Raw genomic sequence first — 16860 nt, forward strand, 5'->3', positions numbered from 1 at the left:
AAGGAGAACACATGAAACCCTCGACCCTCGCCTTGGCGCTTATGCTCGCTGCCGTGCCTGCCTCGCCAATCTGGGCCGCCGAATCTGCCGCCGCCATCATCAAGCAGAGCCAATCGGCCCGGGGGTTTCTGAATCTCCATTACGATAAACAGGGTCAGGTTTATGTGGAGGCTAACCATCTTAATCAGCCGTTTTTGTTGGTCACCAGCCTGCCACAGGGCGTGGGTTCCAACGATATCGGCCTCGACCGTGGCCAGCTTGGTCGCACCCGTATGGTGCAGTTTGAACGCATCGGCCCCGACCTGATTTTGCGTGAACTCAACACCCGCTACCGCGCCGGCAGCGACTATGCCCCCGAGCAGCGGGCAGTAAAAGAAGCCTTTGCCGATTCCATTTTGTGGCGCGCCCCTGTAGTCGATGGCAAGACGGCGCTGGCTCCGCTCAACGCGCTGGTGCTTAATGATTTGCACGGCGTTACCGACTCGCTGAAAGCCAGCGGGCAGGGCAATTTCAGCCTGGATAGCTCACGCTCGCTCATCATCCCCGAGTACGTGAAATCCTTCCCCAATAACAGCGATGTGGATGTGCAGCTCACCTTCGCCTCCGGCGAGCCCGGCGCCTATGTGGCCCAGGTGACGCCAGACCCCAAGGCCATCTCCATCCGCATGCGTTTCTCCTTTATTGCCTTGCCTGAGGCCGGTTATCTGGCCCGCGACTATCACCCCCAAAGCGGCTATCTGTCTGATGAATATCTTGATTACGCCACCGGCATCGACCAGAGCGTAGTTAAGCGTCATCTGCTGCGCCACCGCCTGCAGAAAAAGACCCCCGGCGCCGCACCTTCCGAGGTGGTTGAGCCCATAGTCTATTACCTCGACCCGGGCGTGCCCGAGCCTATCCGCAGTGCGCTGCTTGACGGCGGCCGCTGGTGGGAAGAGGCCTTCAATGCCGCCGGTTTTATCAATGGCTTCAAGATGGAGCTGCTCCCTGAAGATGCCGACCCCCAGGATGTGCGCTTTAACGTGGTACAGTGGGTGCATCGCGCCAGCCGTGGCTGGTCTTACGGCTCGGCCATTGCCGATCCGCGCAGCGGCGAAATCATCAAGGGCCATGTAACCCTGGGCAGCCTGCGTGTGCGTCAGGACCACCTGATTGCCCGCGGCCTCACCGCCGGTTGGGAAGACAGAGACGCCGCCGCCAAGGCGTCTGAACATCTGGCGCTTGAGCGTATCCGTCAGCTGTCGGCTCATGAGATTGGCCACACCCTTGGCCTTGACCATAACTTTGCCGCCTCCAGCAACAATAATGCCTCTGTGATGGATTACCCCCATCCCATGATCAGCCTCAATGGCGGCAAGATTGATATCTCAAAGCCTTACACCCCGGGCATAGGCGAGTGGGACAAGTTTGCCATCGCCTATGGCTACGGCGACTTTGGCGCCGACGAAGCGGCGGGGCTGTCGAAACTGCTGATGGACGTGCAGACCAAGGGCCTCAGATACATAGGCGAGAGCGACTCCCGCAGTGCGGATGCCAGCCACGCCTACGCCAGCCTGTGGGATAACGGCAGCGACCCTGTGGCCGAGCTTACCCGCCTGCAGGAGGTGCGCCGCAAGGCGCTGGCCGACTTTAACCCCGAGGCCTTGCTTAAAGGCGAGCCTTTGGGCGAACTGGCTGATGCGCTGGTGCCCCTGTATCTGTTGTCGCGCTACCAGATTGAAGCCGCCACCAAGGTGATTGGTGGCGCCGATTATGGCTACGATGGTACCTACAGCTGGCACTATATGGCGCCTGAGCTGCAAAAGCAGGCATTGGGCACAGTGCTGGCCACCCTGGATACCGCCGAGCTGACCTTGCCGCGCGAACTGGTAGAAAGCCTGCTGCCCAAGCAGGGCAACTATCAGGCCAGCCGTGAAAGCTTTGCCTCGGGCCTTGGCATTCTGCCAGACCCCATCGGCATGGCCGAAGTGCTGTCCCGCCACACGGTCACTACGCTGCTTAAGCCCAAGCGCCTTAACCGGGTCGAGCAGGGCTTCCAGGGCGACAGCGAGCAGCTGTCGGTCACCACGTTAGTGGACCGCCTGTTTGCCGTGACCCTGTTCCAGGAGGGCAAGATTGGCCTTGAGCGTGGCGTCTGGATGCGCCTCAATGCCGTGACCGTGGATGCGGTGCTGGATGCCTTCCACCACGACGACACCTCGGCCGAGGTCAAGGCGGTGCTGGGTGCCAGGCTCGCCTACGCCCAAAAGCAGCTGGAACGTAAGTCCAGCCGCTCCAGCGAGGCCGATGCCGCCCATTACAAGTATCTGGCGCTGGGCATTGCCCGCGGCCTCGATGACGCCACTGCCCGCATCATCAAAAAGCCACTGCCAATGCCGCCGGGCTCGCCTATCTAAGCATTAACAGCATTGTTCTAAAGCCCGCATTTGCGGGCTTTTTTGTGATGGGTTGCGTCAATCCGCTTATCTCAATCTTTCGGCGCACGCGGGGTAGGCGAAAAGGCTGCTAAAATTCAGCCTGTATAAGTTCAAAGCATGCCCCGTGGCGTCGTTGGGGCGTGATTGTGGTCAATTTCAAAGGATTGAATGATGACAAGACTGGTATTTTTGCTGCTGGTACTGGCAGCGAGCTTTTTCGGCTATCGCCACTTTCTGGCGCCCATCCCCCTCGAAAGTCACTTCCTCGCCAGCATTCCGGTGAAGGTGCGTATGTTGCCTGAGCCCAATACCGCCTCGCGTATGACCGGCCAGGTGAGCGTAGAGCAGGTGGTGAACCAAAAGGCTGACAACCGCGATATGACCCTGGTGGTGCTGGCCATGGGCACTGCCTTCGATGTGTTCGACGAGCAGGACATCAACGAGCTGTCGCTGGAAGATTTCGACAGTATCAGCCGCCGCTTTGGTACCGACTATGGCATCAATGCCTCCATCATCCGCCGTGGTTTTATTCAGCACAATGGCAAAAAAGGCTACGAGCTGGTGATTAACCTCGGCGCCGAGAAGGGCGAGTTGGTGCAGCATATCTACACCCACGACAATCACTTACTGCTGCTGATGGCAAGCTACGCCGGTAATGACAGAGAAAAGCAAACCGCGCTGGCCTTCCTGGATTCGGTGGAGTTTCTCTGACCGGCTCTTTGCCGGTGATCCACTAAAACTGCCTGCCCACTCCCATAAATGAAACGACCGAACAGCTTGCTGTTCGGTCGCGCCGGGAAGCGTTTTTCTGTGGCGACGCCCCTTGGCCGCCGCCGGTTTAGCTTATGGGACTATGGCCGTGGGTCACCTCCCATCTCGATTTTAAAGAACAGGCTGTAAATCAGCGGCAGTACTATCAGGGTCAGCAGCGATGCAAACCCCAGACCGAAGATGATGGTGACCGCCATGGATCCGAAAAAGGCGTCTGTAATCAGAGGAATCATCCCCAGCATGGTGGTAATGGCCGCCATCATTACCGGACGTACCCGGCTGACACAGGAGTCCACCAGGGCGGCCAGGGCCGACTTGCCTGAACTGAGCTCCAGATTTATCTGATCCATCAGAACTATGCCGTTTTTGATAACCATGCCCGACAGGCTCAAAAGCCCCAGCAGTGCCATAAAGCTGAAGGGGGCATCGAACAGCAGCAATCCTGCGGTCACGCCTATCAGGGCCAGGGGAACTGTCAGCCAGATGACCAGGGGTTGGCGCACCGAGTTGAACAGAAATACCGTGATTAAAAACATCACCAGATAACCCATGGGTATGGAGCTGAATACCGCTTCCTGTGCTTCGCCCGAGGACTCAAATTCGCCGCCCCATTCCAGGCTGTAGCCCGCAGGCAGGGGGATGGCTTCTACCTTGGCCTTAACCTTTCTCAGTACAGAGTCGGCGGTTTCATCCGAACCCAGTTTGGGATCGGCCATCACCGTCAGTACCCGCTTGCGATCCCGGCGCATCAGCAGCGGGTTTTCCCATTCGGTGGCAAAGTCGCTCACCAACTGGGACACGGGCACAAAGCTGGCGTGCTCCTGACTCCAAATCTGTAACTCCCACAGGTTGTCGGCCTGCAGTCGCTCGTCTGCCGGCGCTCTGGCTAATATGGGCAGCGAGTGGCTGGTCTCGCGATAGAGACCTATCTGCTTGCCGCTGAAGTTGAGCAGCAGCGCCTGATCGAGATCCTGCTTGCTGATACCACTCTCCCGCGCCCTGGCGGTTTGCAGTTGTGGCCGGATAAGCGCCACCTGATTGCGCCAGTCGTGGCGTATGGCATCCATGGTGGGCTCGGCGCTGAAAATGGCCTCTGCCTGGGCAGCCAGACTCCTTAAGGTCTCGGGGTTGTCACCGTAGAAACGGGCCTCAATCTTGGCCGCCGGTGAGGGACCGTTCTCCATCTTGGTTAACCTGAATTGAGCCTGGGGATATTCCTGGCGCAGGAAGTCTTCCAGCAGTGGCATATAGGCCCCGAGTGACGCCAGATCCCGCATCTCCACTATCAACTGTGCATAGGCTGGGTAGGCCTTCTCCGGCTGATAAGGCAGCACAAAGCGCTGGGCGCCCTGGCCTATGACTGTGGTTATTTGCTGCAGGCCCTGGTCTGCCTGCTGGCTACGGCTCAGCAGTGTCGTTTCTATTGCGGCGGTGAAACGCTCGGTCGCCCTGATATCCGTGCCCTCAGGCATCCAGACATCGACGAAGAAGATAGGGGTGTTCGATGCCGGAAAGAACACATTCTTGATATGGCCAAAACCCATCACCGCCGATACCAGCATGGCCAGCACCAACGCCAGGCTCGCGAGCCGAAAGCGCAGGGCGAACATCAGCACAGCGCGGTACAGGGTAAAGAACCAGCCCTTATAGGGATCGGCCTCATCCTCCGCTGGCGGCGTATCTTTGAACAGCAGATGGCAAAAGAAGGGCGTGATGGTGATTGCCGTTATCCAGCTGATAAACAGAGAAATCATCAGCACCTGGAACAGGGAGCGGCAAAATTCACCGGCGGCATTCTGCGACAGGCCTATGGGGGCGAAGGCGATAATGGCGATGACGGTTGCTCCCAGCAGCGGCCACTGGGTCTGGGCAACTATCTGGCTGGCGGCTTCGAGGCGGCTCTTGCCCCGGCGCAGACCTATGAGGATGCCCTCGGTAACCACAATGGCGTTATCCACCAGCATCCCCAGTGCGATAATCAGCGCCCCCAGTGAAATGAGCTGCAGCTCTATGTTCAGCAGCTTCATCACTATGAAGGTGCCCAGAATTGTCAGCAGCAGAATCAGCCCCATCAGCAGGCCGGATCTCAGCCCCATGAACAGCAATAGCACGGCTATCACGATGGCGATGGATTCGAGCACATTGATAAGAAAGCCGCTGACCGTCTCGTCCACCGCCAGACCCTGGTTGTAAACGGTATCCAGCTTCATGCCCAGGGGCCGCTCGGACTCCAGTTCCACCAACCGTTTTTGTATGTCGGCCGCTACCTCAACCACGTTCACGCCGCCGGAAAAGGCGATTCCCAACGACAGGGCATTCTGGCCCTGGCTGCGATACAGCTGCTCCGGGGTCTCGTCATACACCTTGTCAATATGGGCAATATCACCCAGATGGATAAGCTCCGGGCTGCCCTGGGGGCTGACAATCAGCCGCGCCAGATCCTGCACGCTGGTGAACTCACCGGTGGGGTGAATACGGATGCGATTATCACCCACCAGCAGGCTGCCGGCGTTGGACACCACGTTTTGATTCTGAATAAGGCCATGGATATAGCTTTGATCCAAACCAAGGGCCGAGAGCTTTTGCTGGGATATTTCGACCACGACCTGTTCGGTCACCTTACCGGCCACCGACACCTTTTTCACTCCGGGAACCAGCACCAGCTCACGGCGCAGTAAATCGGCATAGTTGCTCAGCTCGCGGTTGCTGTAATCGGGCCCGGACAGATTAAGCAGTATGCCGAACACGTCGCCGAAGTCGTCCATCACCCTGGGGGTGCCCGTGCCCGGCGGCAATAGTCCGGCACTGTCATTGACCTTGCGACGCACCTCATCCCACACCTGTGGCAGGCTATGCTTGTCATACTTGTCTTTGATTTCTATGCGGATCTGCGACAGCCCAGCGCTGTTGATTGAGTTGATGTGCTTGATGCCGTCCAGCTGCTGCAGGGCGTCTTCAAGGGGCAGTGTCACCTCTTCTTCCACCTGCTCCGGTGAGGCGCCCGGATAGGGGGTAATGACCAGGGCTTCCTTGATGGTGAACTCTGGAAACTCCAGCTGGCCCAGGCCGCTGAAGGCAATGGCGCCGCCCAGGAGCAACAGCAAGGCGAACATCCAACTGATGACCTTGTGGCGAATCGAATATTCAGCAAGATTCATCTCAAACCCCACGTTGCCAGTGCAATGGCTTTACCTGCATGCCCGCACTGAGCTGGCTTATACCGGCGCTGACGATTTGATCCCCGCGTTGCAGACCGCTGAGCACTTCTATGCCCTCGGCGCGCACCCGTCCCAGGGTAACGGGTACGGCATCGACCTGACCTGAAGTGGGCTGGTAACGCCATACCCGCACCAAACCGTCGGCATCGCTCTTATCCAGTGCCGACACAGGCACTACGGCGATGGGCTGGCCATCGCCATCAAGACGGAAGCTCAGCTCGGCACTCATGCCGGGCAGCAGTTGGACAGCGTCCGGCTGGGGCAGGGAGAACACCAGTTCATAGGCCTGGGTGCCCGGGGTTATTTCAGTGGAGTATTCCTTGAAATTGGCCTTGAAGCTGTGGCCGGGAAAGGCGCTGAAGCTCACATTGGCATCCAGTTTCGCAAGCCCGCTGGCTTGTTTCAGGTCGGCCAACAGGCTCTCGGGCACCTGCACACTGACATCCAGCAGGCGGTTATTTTGCAGCGTCAGCACCGTCTGATTGGGCTGAACCTGCTGGTGATTGTCCACCAGACGCTTGGCAACCGTGCCGGAAAAGGGCGCCGTCAGCTGGGTGTAGCTTAGCTGGTCCCGAGCGGCAGCCAGCGCCGCTTTGGCGGATTTCAGTTGGGCCTGGATGGTGTCAAATTCGGCCTGGGAAATCAGCTTGCGTTTGAGCAGCTCAGCCTTGCGCTCATAATCGGCGGCCAGCAGCTCATGCTCCGCCTCCCGGGCCATCAGATTATTGCGTGCATCCCTGTCATCGAGGCGGGCGAGCAGACTACCGGCGCTGACACCCTGACCCTCCACCAGCGTCAGCTCGGTCAACTGGCCCGCAATCCGGAACGCCAGGTCGGCGCGACTGTTGGCCGTTACCCGCGCCGGGAAACTGCGCTGCCCCCCCGCGAGGGGATCTTCGATGGCGATGAGTTTCACCGGACGGATTGTCGGCGCGGGTATGGCGCTCTCGGCCTCCATACAGCCGCTGACGAGCAGGGGCATGGCGAGTGCGAGTGGAATTATCAAGCGGGTTCTCATCGGCGCTGTTCCTTGTGGGGCATGTTCAACAGGCGCGAAGATAGCAGTTTAATCTGTTGCTAAAAACGGGATTGTTTGGAATTATTGGTTCCGAAAAATGCAACTGTTGTTGGGCGTGGAGAGTGCTGAAACATGAAAACCGAAGATATTGCCCTGTTCCACCGCATCGTTGAGACCGGCAGTTTGGTGGCGGCGGCGGACCTGCTCAACCTGCCCAAGTCCACCCTGAGCAGGCGTCTGCAAAGCCTGGAGGAAGAACTTAAGGTCAAGCTGTTCCATCGCCAGGCCCGGGTCATCAGCCTGACTGCCGCCGGAACTCATTTCTACCAAAAGTCTCTGGGGATACTCTCACAACTGGATGAGACCCTGATCGAGCTGACCGGGGATGATGCCGAACTCACTGGTCACCTGAGGATCCAGATGTTCCCCCTGCCTGAAACCGCTATCCTGAACCGGCTGATTTTCCGCTTTATGGCGCTGCATCCCAGGTTGACGGTGGAAGTGATAGACAGCACCGAAGTGGTCGACATGGTCAAAGCCCACCTGGATGTGGCCTTTCTGATTGAAAACTCCATCGAAGAGCAGGACCTGGTGGCAAAACCTGTGCTGACCACAGAGCTGGGGTTCTTTGCCAGCCCGGAATACCTGGCCCGCTGCGGCGAGCCCCGTACCCTTAGCGATATGGCTGACCACAATGTCGCCCTGTATCGGCTGGTCAACGGCCGGATATTCAATGAATTTGAGGTGGGCATGGGGCCGGAGGTGGTCAAGGTCAAGGTGCAGGGCAACTTCTGCACCAACAATCTGGTATTGACGAGGGAATATGCCCTGCTGGGCAAGGGCATAGTCTATTTACCGGCGGAAATGTGTGACGCCTATCTGGCCACGGGACAACTGCGGCAGTTGTTGCCGGATTTCCAACCCTATGTGGGCGAGTGCTTTCTGGTGTATCCGTCAAGGCGCTTCGTCAGCCAGGCGTGTCGCCGTTTTATCGACTTTGTTCTGCAGGAGCTGACGCCGGACGGCAAACCCATGTCGATGCGCAGCGCCGTCGAGCCAGGTTAATTGGCGCCCGATAAGCTTTCAAAGGCCGGAATCCAGGGTGCTGAGGGGGATGGTGAATGGTGGGTTGTGAAGGGTGAAGGGTGAATGGTGAAGGGTGAATGGTGAAGGGTGAATTGGGAATAGGTAGACGGTAGACGAGGGCCTAGCTCCTCGCCTTCGCGTCCGCGCCCAGCACATTGTCTGGCTCTGTCACACGTCCTGCCAGCAAATAACAGGCAATGCCCATCAGGGCGTTGGTCAGCGGCAGTGCCAGCATCAGTCCCTTTACCCCATAGAGGAAAGAGCCCAGGGCGCACAGCGGCAGCATCAGTAAAAACAGCCGGCACACATTGATAATCAGCGACGCCATCGGCCGGTGGAAGGCGTTAAAGGAGGTGGCCACTATGATCACCACCCCCAGCGGGCCGTAGGCGGCGGGCAGGGCGATAATGTAGAAGGTTAGCCATTCCACCACCTGTGGGTCATCACTGAAGAGCCCGGCAATGGGGCCTGCCAGCAATGCCAGTGGTATATACAACAGGAACTGGAACAAGAGCACAAAGCGCAGCGACATCATCAGCGCTTCCCGCGCCCGCTGTGGCTGACCCGCCCCCAGGTTTTGCGCCACAAAGGGCATCAGGCTCGATGACAGCGCCATCACCACAATGAGCAGCACAGACTCGAGCCGGGTACCGGCACCGAAGGCCGCCACAGCGCCGTGGTCGATACGGGCCAGCATGGCCATGATCACGGCATTGGCAATGGGGTTCATCAGGTTCATCAGCGCCGCTGGCTGGGCAATGTGCGCCAGCCGTTTCCAGTTATCCCTAAGCCGCGACCACACCACTTCGGTGAGGGTCAGCATCCGCCGTTTGACGATAAGCAGATAACCCGAGAGCGACATGGCCACCACCCAGGAAATCACGCTGGCAATGGCGGCGCCTTCGATTTCGAGCCGTGGGAAGGGACCAATACCGAAAATCAGCAAGGGGTCGAGAATAAGGTTGATAATGGCCGCCAGCGCCATGATTTTGGCCGGTGACTTGGTATCGCCGGTGGCGCGAAGCCCTTGATTACCCACCATTAACAGCACCAGCAGCGGGCAGCCCAGATACCACACCAGCATGTATTCATGAATGAGCGGCAGGCTTTTTTCGTTGGCCCCAAGCAGGCTGAACAGCGGGTCGATAAATACCAGTCCCAGCGAGGCGAGGGTGCCTATCAGGGCAAAGGTCAGCAGCAATGCATCGTGCAAAAACACCTTGGCTTCGGGGGCACTGCCCGAACCAATTAAACGGCCAAGATTGGTGGAAACCCCGGCGCCTATGCCCACGGCAATACTGGACAGCACCAGGGTAACGGGAAAGGTAAAGCTGATGGCGGCCAGGGCTTCGGTGCCCAATTGGCTGATAAAAAAAGTGTCGACCAGACTGAACCCCAGAATGGTCAAAATCCCCAGCATGTTGGGCAGGGTCATTTTTAACAGTACAGAGCCAATCGGCGCTGTTAAAAGGCCGTGTCTGTCTTTCATGGGGGCCAAAATACTCTTATTGCGGTGCGAGGCGCGATTCTAACAGGAATGATGACGGCGAACGAAAAGCCAGGCCAAAAAAATCCAAAAAATTTTGTAAATCCCCCTTGAGTCCCTTGGCCCCTGTCCCCATATAGACTTCATCGAGCGGCATGCCCGTAAGGGAAGCTGCGACTTCAAAAACCGCTCATTGCTGGGCAAAAAATCTTTAGGAGAATCCATAGATGAATATTCGTCCATTACATGACCGCGTAATCGTTAAGCGTCTGGAAGTGGAATCCACTTCAGCTGGTGGCATTGTGCTGACCGGCAGCGCGGCTGAAAAGTCTACCCGTGGCGAAGTGCTGGCGGTAGGCAATGGCCGGATCCTTGAGAACGGCACCGTACGTCCACTGGATGTAAAAGTTGGTGACCAGGTGATCTTCAACGAAGGTTACGGCGTGAAGAAAGAAAAAATCGACGGTCAGGAAGTGCTGATCCTGTCCGAAATGGATCTGATGGCTGTAGTGGAATAATCCACTCCAATTGTGAAATTTCAGTCTAACGCAAATATTTAAAGGAAATCGAACATGGCAGCTAAAGAAGTAGTATTTGGTAACGACGCCCGCGTAAAAATGCTGGCTGGTGTAAACGTGCTGGCCAACGCCGTTAAAGTAACTCTGGGCCCTAAAGGCCGCAACGTAGTGCTGGAAAAGAGCTTCGGCGCGCCGCTGATCACCAAAGACGGTGTATCTGTAGCCAAAGAAATCGAACTGGAAGACAAGTTCGAGAACATGGGCGCCCAGATGGTGAAGGAAGTGGCTTCCAAGGCCAACGACGCTGCCGGTGACGGCACCACCACCGCCACTGTACTGGCTCAGGCCATTGTGAACGAAGGTCTGAAGGCCGTTGCCGCTGGCATGAACCCAATGGATCTGAAGCGCGGTATCGACAAAGCCGTTGCCGCCGCCGTAATCGAACTGAAAAACCTGTCCCAGGAATGTGCCGACTCCAAGGCCATCGCTCAGGTAGGTACCATCTCTGCCAACTCTGACGAGTCCATCGGTGAAATCATTGCCACCGCCATGGAAAAAGTAGGCAAAGAAGGCGTTATCACTGTTGAAGAAGGTCAGGCGCTGGAAAACGAACTGGACGTAGTAGAAGGTATGCAGTTCGACCGCGGCTACCTGTCTCCTTACTTCATCAACAAGCCAGAAACCGGCTCAGTTGAACTGGACAACCCATTCGTGCTGCTGGTTGACAAGAAGATCTCCAACATCCGCGAACTGCTGCCTATCCTCGAAGGTCTGGCCAAGACCGGCAAGCCTCTGCTGATCGTTGCCGAAGACGTGGAAGGCGAAGCCCTGGCGACTCTGGTAGTGAACAACATGCGCGGTATCGTGAAGGTTGCTGCCGTTAAAGCCCCAGGCTTTGGTGACCGTCGCAAGGCCATGCTGCAGGATATCGCCATCCTCACCGGTGGTACTGTAATCGCCGAAGAAATCGGTCTGGAGCTGGAAAAAGCCACTCTGGAAGATCTGGGCACTGCCAAGCGCGTTGTGATCACCAAGGACAACACCACCATCATCGATGGCAACGGTGCCGAGGAGCAGATCAAGGCTCGCGTAACCCAAATCAAACAGCAAATCGAAGAAACCTCTTCCGATTACGACCGTGAAAAACTGCAAGAGCGTATGGCCAAGCTGGCCGGCGGTGTTGCCGTTATCAAGGTTGGCGCTGCCACCGAAGTGGAAATGAAAGAGAAGAAAGCCCGCGTTGAAGACGCCCTGCACGCCACCCGCGCCGCCGTTGAAGAAGGTGTGGTTCCTGGCGGCGGTGTAGCCCTAGTTCGCGTTGCTTCCAAGATTAGCGACGTTGAAGTAGCCAACGAAGATCAGAAGCACGGTGTGGTTATCGCCCTGCGCGCCATGGAAGCCCCACTGCGCCAAATCGCCACCAACGCCGGTGAAGAAGCCTCTGTAGTGGCCAACACCGTGAAGAACGGTGCTGGTAACTTCGGTTACAACGCTGGTAACGACAGCTACGGCGACATGCTGGAAATGGGTATCCTGGACCCAACCAAGGTAACCCGCTCAGCACTGCAGTTTGCAGCCTCTGTAGCCGGTCTGATGATCACCACCGAAGCCATGGTAGCCGAGCTGCCAAAGGCCGATGCCCCTGATATGGGTGGTATGGGTGGTATGGGCGGTATGGGCGGCATGATGTAATCTGCCCCGCCGCAGATTGATCAAGGCGGTTGCCTTGGTCTCTCTGAGACCACAACAAAACCCCGGACTTGTTCCGGGGTTTTGTTTATTCCAAGAAAGGAAAAGGCCCGCGTATCGAACGCGGGCCTTTTCCATTTCAGTGGATTCTGCCGAGGGTGGGGGAGTGGTTTGGGGTAGTCATGGCTGCCGGTTTTGGGGGAGATATGAGGGCGTTGCGTGCCGCAGGCTCAGATAAATTGAGAGTCGCTTGCAGCGGCTTAACGTCGTGGAGCTTCGCCCCACACCCGAGGAAAGGGGGCAGTATCGACTTGCCCCCTTGTCCAATCCCCTAGCGACCCGCAACGAAGCGGACAGCCCCTTGGGCGTTTTTGAGCCCATTGGCTACACGAGAGACTCGCATCCTGCTCGACCCTCGAGCTTCGACGTCCTGTCTCAGCTACGCCATGTGCTCAAACGCCCTGCGGCCGCTTCGGGCGGGAATGGTGTATTCATCGGCATAAGTGTTTTGGGTGTCCTGAGTTTTTTATTTCAGCGCTGCCGCACCGGTATCATCAGGCACATGCATGTCAGGTACATTGATGGTGTGTTCACCTAACCACTTGTTAGAGTCCAACGGTTCGTAGCGTCCCTTCTCCTCGACCGGGAAGCGGATCGGCTGACCGGGCTTTACCGGCAAAACCTTTCCTTTGTTGACGACTATCGTGCCATTAACGATCACAAACGGAATACCCACAGGCTGAAGCCCATTTTCGCCATTCTTGTAGGTTGCACGCGGTGCCACTTTATCCGGATCAAAGAGGGTAAGGTCAGCAATTTTGCCAACCTGTACGCGACCACGCTGTTTCATCGCCTCTAACCCTGTGTCGCCCAGATGTTTGGCTGTCCAGTAACTCAGTTGCGATAAGGTGAACATCAGCGGTACGCCATTGTCGCGGGCCATTTGCAAGGTCGTAGAATAGGACGATGCAGTGCGCGGGTGTCCTGCATATTTACTGACATCCGCGTCCCAGGGCAGTAGATTTCCATCTTTATCCACTCCTTGCATTGCATCTGATGCGACAACCATTTCAGGAATCGTCAGCCAGTACTTCATCCACTGCTTGCGCGGCGGAAAGTGCACGACGACGAAATATCCCGGTTGCTCCTTCACCAATTTAAGGTATTCGTCTTTTGACAGAAACTTGTCGGTGCCAGGGTTATAGATAGTTTCCTCATACTTATTGCCAAGGGTTTCTTCCCATAATTCCGGTCGCAGGAAGTCTGCGCTGACAAGGGTGGAACCGGCAGCAAAGGGGTAATACTCGCTCCACACATTGAAGCCTTGCTTGCGGGCCAATTGCAGTTTTTCTTCGTTCTCCCACCAGCCGTAATCGTTGTCATGCGCCATTAGCAGCGGCGCCTTCAACAACATGGCATTAACCAGCACCTCATCAAGTGAGATCGGGGCTTCGTTAGGTGTTTGCGTATTCAGGTGATAGCGGGTGTGCACGGAGGTCAGGCGACCGTAACGTGCCGCAGTACGCTGCGCCTCGAACTGCTCGTAACTCGTAATACCACGTGCCGCATAGGCAGCCGGAACACCGATACCAATGGCACCATCTCGCAATCCATCATCGAGCAACTGCATGATCTGGTTCATCTGCGGGATCGAGCTGCGCGTTAACGACCAGCCCTGCACACCGTCTTTGGCGCTTTCGTTGATGTAGTGCCCACCGTTAGCCGCGTCAATCGGTTCATTGATAGTCACTTCTGAATCATGAACCAGCATCCGCGCCAGGTTCATACCTACCGTGGTGCCGTAGTTGACCTGCCAGCCCGCCTTTTCCTTGTTGGCATACCACTGGGCAATACGTGTTGCACCTGCCTCTAGGTCCATGCCGGTTGTGACGCCATCGGCCACCACGAGTTTGGTCGCAAACGGATCCACTGAGTGAAAGTGGGTATCAATAAACCCCGGCGCAACTACCAGACCTTTTGCATTGATGGTCTGTTTGCCTTTTATTTTTTCCTTGGTAATTGCCGTGATCACACCATCCTTAATCCCGACGTTCGCCACGGCATCGTAATTGGTTTCCGGGTCCATCACCCGGCCGTTATTGATGACTAGGTCGTAGTCATTAGCGAGCGCCATGGAAGGCAAGCCAAGTGAAACCATGAGCATGGCTGTCAGCTTATTCATATTTGAATCCTCCTGTTTATTTATTCGCTATCGCGCGGCGAATCGGTTTACCGGGCGCAGCATCCAGCACTAATTGTCCATCTGTTACCACGAGCTCGCCATTCACCACCACCGTTTGCACACCCACGGCAGGCTGGTTTGGCTTTTCATAGGTTCCAACGTCACTAATGGTTTCAGGATTGAAAACCACAATGTCGGCATCCATACCTTCTTGAAGGCGTCCCTTCTTCTTCATCTGTGGCACAAAGCCCTCTATGGTCTGCGCCGGCATCAGGCTCATTTTGCGCAGAGCATCCTGCATGCTCATCAGCTTGCGCTCTCTAACGTACGAACGCAGTATTTTCGCGAATGTACCGTTTGATCGCGGATGCGAGAATAAATCTTCGGGCAGCGGCCAGTTGTCGCCAGCGTAATTTTCGACATTGCCCTTACTGTCCATAGACATCCAGAACATCTCGTCTGACTCGATCAGCACATTCGGGTGAAGGATAGATGCATCGAGAAGAGCCAGGTCATCTGGATTGCTCTCATCGAGAAAATGCCAGGTAATGAAGGTGCCAGGTTTATTTTTCTGGTAGTCACTCAGCTGCTCTTCTGTCATACGCTGGGTACCCAACTGAAAGTTTTGCGCCGTTGAGCCCATTCGTTCACGCCAGCCGTCGCCGGAAAACATGGCAGCGCCCACCACAGTGCTGGCAGCTCCCCAGGGGTAGGCACCGACGGTAATGTTAATGTTCTTCGCGATGGCATCGTCCACCAGTTCGAGTGTGGAATGAATGTCTTTCAGAGAGTTACTGTTGATATGACAGATATGCATGTGCGCGCCCGTGAGCGCGGCGTTGGCAATCAGTTCCTGAATCGCCTCAAAGGAACTTTGGGGCTCCATATTGCTGGCGTAGCGGGCATGGGTGAAGGTGGCGACCCCCCGCTTCGCGGCCAGCTTTGCAAGGGCGTAATATTCTTTCTGCCCATACCCCGGCGCATAACCGGCGTTGATGCCAATGCCGAGGGCGCCTTCATCAAGGCCCTGCTCGACAAGCTTCATGATTTTATCTTGCTGCTCTGGTGTGGCAATGTTCATTTTCCAGTCTGCCCGCCCTTGAACGCCCTGAAAATACTCGGCTGTCGCCTCAGGTGGTTTTTCGGTGAACGTGGCTATGCGGGCATAGGTCCACGCTGCGGCTGCCCCATAGTTAAGCGGGAGCTTCTTCTTCGCCTGGCCTTCGTACCAGTCTGAGACCGGCAGAATGCCCGACTCCAGCTCGAGCATGGTCGTTACACCCTGCATAGCCTGCATGCGGTAGTCGCCGATATTCAACCCGTGGGCGTGAAGATCGATAAAGCCGGGCGCGACAATATGATCGGTGGCATCGATGATCTTTTTTCCGCTGATGCTGTTTGAGGTAATAACAGCTATTTGACCATCCTTGATGCCGACGTTGCGGACGCCATCAAATTTCGTCTCCGGATCCATGACCCGGCCATTCTGGATGACAACATCGTAGTGCTGCGCAAATGCAATGAATGGCGTAGTTACGCTCAACGTAAACGCAAAAGCCATTTTAAGGCAGGTTCTCATTCTCTATTTCTCCATCCTGGTGTAAGTGTATTGGTCGCGGTAGGCGTTACAGCGCCTAATGTTTATACCTGGGGGCGAACAGGTGGCGATACCGCTAGCCTGTTTGGGACCCTGTGCTGCTTTGGTGCATGCCATAATTTGATTGTTATTTTTCGTTTTAAATTTAGTACAAATCGCAAAAAGTCAGGACAGCCAAAACATATCACTCACAGATTGCACCGGCACTTACCCCCATCGAAGCCGCTTTGGCGGTTGGGCTGAGTGAAACGGCCAAGCCGAGATAGGGATATCGAGGCAATGACCGGTGAGCTGGGAGCGAATCGGTCATGGTGGTCGTTTTCAGCCTATAAGGCCAAAGTGCTCGACTTCGTCAGGGGTCGATGGGGATTGGATAAGGGGGCCAGTCGAAACGGTCCCCTTTCCCCGGGTGTGGGTTGGAGACCCACGACTTTCGCCAAGCGCAGCTTGGCACCCACTCTTACCGCCGAAGGACGCAAACATCACTTTAGCGATAGCTACCGCACGGCGCGTTTCGTCTGTGAAACGTACCTTCTTCAAAAAATCATGTTAAAACAACGTCAAAGCTAACAGTTTGGCGGTGGCTAAACCTTGGTAAAGGTCAAAAAAGCACGCCCTTATCAGCAACATCAGCAGTTGCGTTTAAGTGGCAGGAATCGAGGAGGGGGTATTTGAAAGCCTTCCTTGCTGCTTAGAGCCGAAGCTAACGGCGCTGCGCATCTTCCCTGATCCACATTGTTGATTTATTAATTGCCTGACTCTTAGTGAAGAGCCTTGATTGCGACCTTCGCTTTTGCCTGCAAAGCCTATGGCTAACCTGAACTGCAACTGATTTAGCAAACCCTTAAGCTGGCTTAATAATCAGATGCTTATCAGCA

At 56.2% G+C, this 16860-nt stretch carries 10 protein-coding genes; 5 read left to right on the forward strand and 5 right to left on the reverse strand.

Going from position 1 to position 16860, the window contains the following annotated elements:
- Nucleotides 1-11 precede the first annotated feature (11 nt).
- Together STH12_RS00200 and STH12_RS00205 are read left to right on the forward strand one after the other, a co-directional pair.
- The gene (locus STH12_RS00200; protein WP_126165686.1) at nucleotides 12-2396 is read left to right on the forward strand and encodes a zinc-dependent metalloprotease; all 2385 of its coding nucleotides are present in this window, start codon (nucleotides 12-14) and stop codon (nucleotides 2394-2396) included.
- 192 nt (nucleotides 2397-2588) lie between these two features.
- Nucleotides 2589-3128, forward strand: coding sequence for a hypothetical protein (locus tag STH12_RS00205; RefSeq protein ID WP_126165687.1), 540 nt, complete (start codon nucleotides 2589-2591; stop codon nucleotides 3126-3128).
- 140 nt (nucleotides 3129-3268) lie between these two features.
- Here the strand turns inward: STH12_RS00205 and STH12_RS00210 are convergent, their stop codons facing one another.
- Together STH12_RS00210 and STH12_RS00215 are read right to left on the reverse strand one after the other, a co-directional pair.
- On the reverse strand, nucleotides 3269-6346 hold the full coding sequence (locus tag STH12_RS00210) for an efflux RND transporter permease subunit (RefSeq protein WP_126165688.1): 3078 nt from the start codon (nucleotides 6344-6346) through the stop codon (nucleotides 3269-3271).
- Between the two features lies 1 nt (nucleotide 6347).
- Nucleotides 6348-7424, reverse strand: coding sequence for an efflux RND transporter periplasmic adaptor subunit (locus STH12_RS00215; protein ID WP_126165689.1), 1077 nt, complete (start codon nucleotides 7422-7424; stop codon nucleotides 6348-6350).
- 132 nt (nucleotides 7425-7556) lie between these two features.
- Between STH12_RS00215 and STH12_RS00220 the strand changes: the two genes are divergently transcribed.
- On the forward strand, nucleotides 7557-8489 hold the full coding sequence (locus tag STH12_RS00220) for a LysR family transcriptional regulator (RefSeq protein WP_126165690.1): 933 nt from the start codon (nucleotides 7557-7559) through the stop codon (nucleotides 8487-8489).
- 142 nt (nucleotides 8490-8631) lie between these two features.
- Here the strand turns inward: STH12_RS00220 and STH12_RS00225 are convergent, their stop codons facing one another.
- Nucleotides 8632-9999 (reverse strand): MATE family efflux transporter, encoded by a 1368-nt coding sequence (locus tag STH12_RS00225; protein ID WP_126165691.1) that lies wholly within the window; start codon nucleotides 9997-9999, stop codon nucleotides 8632-8634.
- Between the two features lie 224 nt (nucleotides 10000-10223).
- Between STH12_RS00225 and STH12_RS00230 the strand changes: the two genes are divergently transcribed.
- Entirely contained in the window at nucleotides 10224-10514 is a 291-nt protein-coding gene (locus STH12_RS00230) for a co-chaperone GroES (RefSeq protein ID WP_126165692.1), read from the forward strand.
- A gap of 54 nt (nucleotides 10515-10568) precedes the next feature.
- On the forward strand, nucleotides 10569-12206 hold the full coding sequence (gene groL / locus STH12_RS00235; protein ID WP_126165693.1) for a chaperonin GroEL: 1638 nt from the start codon (nucleotides 10569-10571) through the stop codon (nucleotides 12204-12206).
- Between the two features lie 523 nt (nucleotides 12207-12729).
- Here groL and STH12_RS00240 read toward each other — a convergent pair.
- A complete protein-coding gene (locus tag STH12_RS00240; protein ID WP_126165694.1) occupies nucleotides 12730-14385 on the reverse strand; it encodes an amidohydrolase family protein in 1656 nt (551 codons plus the stop codon).
- Nucleotides 14386-14401: 16 nt separating this feature from the next.
- Entirely contained in the window at nucleotides 14402-15964 is a 1563-nt protein-coding gene (locus STH12_RS00245; RefSeq protein ID WP_126165695.1) for an amidohydrolase family protein, read from the reverse strand.
- Between the last annotated feature and the right edge of the window lie 896 nt (nucleotides 15965-16860).

Source organism: Shewanella khirikhana, from assembly GCF_003957745.1.
Lineage (GTDB): Bacteria > Pseudomonadota > Gammaproteobacteria > Enterobacterales > Shewanellaceae > Shewanella > Shewanella khirikhana.

Bases quoted from the DNA above. Each gene is read 5' to 3' on its own strand.
- STH12_RS00200 (WP_126165686.1), top strand. From the start codon at position 12: ATGAAACCCTCGACCCTCGCCTTGGCGCTTATGCTCGCTGCCGTGCCT.
- STH12_RS00205 (WP_126165687.1), top strand. From the start codon at position 2,589: ATGACAAGACTGGTATTTTTGCTGCTGGTACTGGCAGCGAGCTTTTTC.
- STH12_RS00210 (WP_126165688.1), bottom strand. From the start codon at position 6,346: ATGAATCTTGCTGAATATTCGATTCGCCACAAGGTCATCAGTTGGATG.
- STH12_RS00215 (WP_126165689.1), bottom strand. From the start codon at position 7,424: ATGAGAACCCGCTTGATAATTCCACTCGCACTCGCCATGCCCCTGCTC.
- STH12_RS00220 (WP_126165690.1), top strand. From the start codon at position 7,557: ATGAAAACCGAAGATATTGCCCTGTTCCACCGCATCGTTGAGACCGGC.
- STH12_RS00225 (WP_126165691.1), bottom strand. From the start codon at position 9,999: ATGAAAGACAGACACGGCCTTTTAACAGCGCCGATTGGCTCTGTACTG.
- STH12_RS00230 (WP_126165692.1), top strand. From the start codon at position 10,224: ATGAATATTCGTCCATTACATGACCGCGTAATCGTTAAGCGTCTGGAA.
- groL (WP_126165693.1), top strand. From the start codon at position 10,569: ATGGCAGCTAAAGAAGTAGTATTTGGTAACGACGCCCGCGTAAAAATG.
- STH12_RS00240 (WP_126165694.1), bottom strand. From the start codon at position 14,385: ATGAATAAGCTGACAGCCATGCTCATGGTTTCACTTGGCTTGCCTTCC.
- STH12_RS00245 (WP_126165695.1), bottom strand. From the start codon at position 15,964: ATGAGAACCTGCCTTAAAATGGCTTTTGCGTTTACGTTGAGCGTAACT.